3 protein-coding genes are annotated in these 4,772 nt (G+C 72.4%); 2 read left to right on the forward strand and 1 reads right to left on the reverse strand.

All coding sequences use genetic code 11. The features are described from left to right. A partial coding sequence (gene mfd, locus KS423_RS38725; protein WP_224284423.1) for a transcription-repair coupling factor occupies nt 1–3,428 on the forward strand: 3,428 nt, incomplete at its 5' end. A 122-nt stretch (nt 3,429–3,550) separates the two neighbouring features. Here the strand turns inward: mfd and KS423_RS38730 are convergent. Further along, on the reverse strand, nt 3,551–4,168 hold the full coding sequence (locus KS423_RS38730; protein ID WP_224284424.1) for a DUF4352 domain-containing protein: 618 nt from the start codon (nt 4,166–4,168) through the stop codon (nt 3,551–3,553). 209 nt (nt 4,169–4,377) lie between these two features. Between KS423_RS38730 and KS423_RS38735 the strand changes: the two genes are divergently transcribed. Beyond that, nucleotides 4,378–4,772: helix-turn-helix transcriptional regulator (locus KS423_RS38735; RefSeq protein ID WP_374120112.1), on the forward strand; the 395-nt coding region annotated here is incomplete at its 3' end.

Genomic DNA, 4,772 nt, shown 5'->3' on the forward strand with positions numbered 1-4,772 from the left:
TGCTCGCCGTCACCGCGACCGGCCGCGAGGCCGAGGACCTCGCGGCGTCGCTGCGCTCGCTGCTGCCCGCCGACGCCGTCGCCGAGTTCCCGGCCTGGGAGACCCTGCCGCACGAGCGGCTGTCGCCCCGCTCGGACACCGTCGGGCGCCGGCTGGCCGTGCTGCGCCGGATCGTGCACCCGCGGGCGGACGACCCGGCGGCCGGGCCGGTTCAGGTGATCGTCGCCCCGGTCCGCTCGGTGCTCCAGCCGCAGGTCAAGGGGCTGGCCGAGCTGGAGCCGGTGGCCGTCCGGCGCGGTGAGTCGTACGACCTGGAGGAGGTGGCCCGCAGGCTCTCCGCCGCCGCCTACGCGCGCGTCGAACTGGTCGAGAAGCGCGGCGAGTTCGCCGTCCGCGGCGGCATCCTGGACGTTTTCCCGCCGACCGAGGAGCACCCGCTGCGGGTGGAGTTCTGGGGCGACGAGGTCGAGGAGGTCCGGTACTTCAAGGTCGCCGACCAGCGCTCGCTGGAGATCGCCGAGCACGGCCTGTGGGCGCCGCCCTGCCGGGAGCTGCTGCTCACCGACGAGGTGCGGGCCCGGGCCGCCGAGCTGTCCGCCGAGCACCCCGGGCTGGCCGAGATCCTGGACAGGATCGCCGAGGGCATCGCGGTCGAGGGCATGGAGTCGCTGGCGCCGGTGCTGGTGGACGACATGGAGCTGCTGCTGGACGTGCTGCCGCTGGGCTCCGTCGCGGTGGTCTGCGACCCGGAGCGGGTCCGCACCCGGGCCGCCGACCTGGTGGCGACCAGTCAGGAGTTCCTGCACGCCTCCTGGGTCGCGGCCGCGGCGGGCGGGGACCGGCCGATCGACCTGGAGGCCATCGACGTCTCCGCCGCCTCGCTGCGCTCGCTCGCCGAGGTGCGCGAGCACGCCGGCGAGATCGGGCTGCCCTGGTGGTCCGTCAGCCCGTTCGCGACCAGCGAGTCGACCGTCGACGGCATCCTGGAGTTCGACGCCAACACGCTGACCCTCGGCATGCACGCCGTCGAGGCCTACCGGGGCGACACCGCCCGGGCGATCGCCGACGCCAAGGAGCGGCTGGCCGCCGACTGGCGGGTCGTCATGGTGACCGAGGGCCACGGCCCGGCCGCCCGGCTCGCCGAGGTGCTGGGCAACGAGGGCATCCCGGCCCGCCTGGTCGCCGACCTCTCCGAGGCGCCCACCCGGGACGTCGTCCACGTCTCCTGCGGCTCGATCGAGCACGGCTTCGTCGACGAGAAGCTGAAGCTCACCGTCATCACCGAGACCGACCTGTCCGGTCAGAAGTCCTCCACCAAGGACATGCGGCGGATGCCCTCGCGCCGCCGCAACGCGATCGACCCGCTGGCGCTGGTGGCCGGCGACTACGTCGTCCACGAGGCGCACGGCGTCGGCAAGTACGTCGAGATGGTGCAGCGCACCGTCCAGGGCGCCACCCGCGAGTACCTGGTGCTGGAGTACGCCCCCGCCAAGCGCGGCCACCCCGGCGACCGGCTGTTCGTGCCGACCGACCAGCTCGACCAGGTCACCAAGTACGTCGGCGGCGAGGCCCCGACGCTGCACCGGCTCGGCGGCGCGGACTGGGCGAAGACCAAGCAGCGGGCCAAGAAGGCGGTCAAGGAGATCGCCGCCGACCTGATCAGGCTGTACTCGGCGCGGATGGCCGCCCCCGGCCACACCTTCGGCCCGGACACGCCGTGGCAGCGCGAGCTGGAGGACGCCTTCCCGTACGCGGAGACGCCGGACCAGCTGACCACCATCGCCGAGGTCAAGTCCGACATGGAGAAGTCCGTCCCGATGGACCGGTTGATCTGCGGCGACGTCGGCTACGGCAAGACCGAGATCGCCGTGCGGGCCGCGTTCAAGGCCGTGCAGGACGGCAAGCAGGTGGCGGTGCTGGTGCCGACCACGCTGCTGGTGCAGCAGCACTTCTCGACCTTCGCCGAGCGCTACGCCAACTTCCCGGTGACGGTGAAGGCGCTGTCCCGCTTCCAGACCGACAGCGAGGCCAAGGCCGTGCTGGAGGGGCTGTTCGAGGGCTCGGTGGACGTCGTCATCGGCACCCACCGGCTCTTCTCCTCCGAGACCAGGTTCAAGGACCTCGGCCTGGTCATCGTCGACGAGGAGCAGCGCTTCGGCGTCGAGCACAAGGAGCAGCTGAAGAAGCTGCGCGCCAACGTGGACGTGCTCACCATGTCCGCGACCCCGATCCCGCGCACCCTGGAGATGGCGGTCACCGGCATCCGCGAGATGTCCACCATCACCACGCCGCCGGAGGAGCGGCACCCGGTGCTGACCTTCGTCGGACCGTACGACGAGAAGCAGATCTCGGCCGCGATCCGGCGTGAACTCCTGCGCGAGGGCCAGGTGTTCTACATCCACAACCGGGTGGAGTCGATCGACAAGGCGGCCGCCCGGCTGAAGGACCTGGTGCCCGAGGCGCGGATCGCCACCGCGCACGGGCAGATGGGGGAGACCCAGCTGGAGAAGGTCGTCGTCGACTTCTGGGAGAAGGAGTTCGACGTCCTGGTGTCGACCACGATCGTGGAGTCCGGCATCGACATCTCCAACGCCAACACCCTGATCGTGGAGCGCGGCGACACCTTCGGCCTCTCCCAGCTGCACCAGCTGCGCGGCCGGGTCGGGCGAGGCCGCGAGCGCGGCTACGCGTACATGCTGTACCCGCCGGAGAAGCCGCTCACCGAGACCGCGCACGAGCGGCTGGCCACCATCGCCCAGCACACCGAGATGGGTGCCGGCATGTACGTCGCGATGAAGGACCTGGAGATCCGCGGCGCGGGCAACCTGCTCGGCGGCGAGCAGTCCGGGCACATCGCGGGCGTCGGCTTCGACCTCTACATGCGGATGGTCGGCGAGGCGGTGGCGGAGTTCCGCGAGTCGCTGGCGGGCGGCGGGGAGCCGGAGGAGGAGCCGCTGGAGGTGAAGATCGAGCTGCCGGTCGACGCCCACGTGCCGCACGACTACGCGCCCGGCGAGCGGCTGCGGCTGCAGGCGTACCGCTCGATCGCGGCGGTCAACTCGGAGGAGGACATCAAGCAGGTCCGGGACGAGCTGGTGGACCGCTACGGCAAGCTGCCCGAGCCGGTGGAGAACCTGCTGCTGGTCGCGGCGCTGCGGCTGTACGCCCGGCGGTGCGGGATCTCGGACATCACCCTCCAGGGCTCCAACGTCCGCTTCGGACCGGTGGAGCTGCGGGAGTCCCAGCAGCTGCGGCTGAACCGGCTCTACCCGCGCAGCCAGGTGAAGGCGGCCGCCCAGCAGCTGCTGGTGCCGCGCCCGAGCACCGGGCGGATCGGCGGCAAGCCGCTGGTCGGGCGGGAACTGCTGGGCTGGTGCACCGAGTTCCTGTCGGCCATGTTCGACGACCTGGCGGGGGCGAAGAAGTAGCGTCCGCCCTCCGGGTGGTCCACGGCGGTCTCGGGCTCTGCCCCGGGGCCGCCGTTCCGCGTGTACGGGCACCGGCCGTCGTCGACGCGGCGCGGTGGCCGGCCGGACTGTGAACGGACGCGTCAGCCGAGCTTCCACTGGCCGGTCTGCGGGGCGAAGCCGCTGTCGAGGCCGAACTGGGCCTTGTCGAGCTGGGCGTCCTTCGGGACCTCGAAGGTGACGAAGCCGAGGGCGCTCTCGCCGGGGGCGATGTTCGCGGGGACCTGGAAGCCCGGGCCGGCCTTGGTGGTCGCGACCGTGCTGCCGAAGGCCTGGCCCTGGGCGTCCACCACCTTGGCGCCGTTGCCCGGGGCGTCGCTGTAGGCCTTCTTGCCGCTCGCCTTGATCCGGAACTGGATCGAGACGAAGCGCTTGCCGTCGGCCGGGTGGGTGAACTCGTCCTCGCCCTCGGCGTTGTCGACCACCTTCACCAGCGTCACGTCGGCGGTGTCGGCCGGGTCGTTGCCCTTGAGCGCGATGGTGTCGCCGACCTTGGCGGGCGCCTTGGCGGTGTCGGCGGGCTTGCTCCCGGCCGGCTTGGCGGCCTCGGAGCCGGCAGTGGCCGCCGGCTGCTTCGCCTCCGTCGAGACGGAGGAGCCGCCGGTGGAGTTGCACGCCGTCGCGCTCAGGGCGACCAGCGCGGCGCCCAGCAGCAGGGTGGCGGTGCGACGGGTGGCGGTACGGCGGGCGTTCGCGGACATGGGGTGTCTCCCGGTGGTCGGTGGTCTTCCCTGTGCCGCCCCCGTTCGGTGGCGACGGAAGGATCACACCACCGAGTCGTGAACCATGTCAATGCGATTTCACAAAAGAGCTCTGTTCACATGTGAACCGGGCGTGGGAGGTGCATCGCTATGCTGTGCGGTCACAGCGCCCCTCGCTGCGCGGTCGCAGCCCCACCGAAGGAGCCCCCGTGCCGGACCGTCCCGAAGTGACCGCCGCCGAGATCGCTCGGCTGGCCGGCGTCGGCCGGGCCGCGGTCAGCAACTGGCGCCGCCGCCACCCCGACTTCCCGCGCCCGGTCGGCGGCACCGACGCCAGCCCGGCCTTCGCGCTCGACGAGGTCGAGTCCTGGCTGCGCGCCCAGGGCAAGATCGCCGAACTCCCGCTGCTGGAACGGGTCTGGCAGCTCGTCGACACGCTCCGCGACCCGGCCGGCCACCCCGCCGCCCCGCTGGTCGAGGCGGGCGCCCTGCTCCTGCTGCTGCACCGCGAGCCCGAACGGTGGGCCGAGCTCGCCGGCCGACCGGACACCCGGCTCGCCCTCGCGCTGCCCCGGGCCGTCGCCGGCACCGCCGTGCACGCCTT

Source organism: Streptomyces sp. LS1784 (assembly GCF_020103755.1).
In the GTDB taxonomy this organism is placed as follows: domain Bacteria; phylum Actinomycetota; class Actinomycetes; order Streptomycetales; family Streptomycetaceae; genus Kitasatospora.

What these genes read in the sequence shown, in the direction of transcription:
- KS423_RS38730 (WP_224284424.1), bottom strand. Translation starts at nt 4,168, where the DNA reads ATGTCCGCGAACGCCCGCCGTACCGCCACCCGTCGCACCGCCACCCTG.